The sequence below is a fragment of the Leifsonia sp. HAY1-4F genome, assembly GCF_056755275.1.
Genome location: NZ_JBNDHX010000759.1, coordinates 1 through 229, shown reverse-complemented (window position 1 = coordinate 229; position 229 = coordinate 1). Strand labels below are relative to the sequence as shown.

Sequence of the window (229 nt, the reverse complement as noted above, 5' to 3'; positions counted from 1 at the left end):
GGACTCCGTGAACCCAGGCTCACCCGAGTCGCCCTCGATGTAGACACCCGTCTCTGCCGCCCACAGCTTCCGCGCATCCGTGACGTACTCGTCCCAGGTCGTCGGGGCGGTGAGGCCGTACTTGTCGAAGAGCGTCTTGTTGTAGAACATCGCCATGGGGCCGGAGTCCTGGGGCAGGCCCACCGGCTTGCCGCCGACGTTGACCGAGCCCCACGGGCCGGGCGTGTAG

1 protein-coding gene is annotated in these 229 nt (G+C 67.7%); it reads right to left on the bottom strand.

The window, feature by feature from the left end:
• The coding region (locus ACPYOG_RS21245; protein WP_481296009.1) for an extracellular solute-binding protein at positions 1-229 on the bottom strand (229 nt) is incomplete at both ends.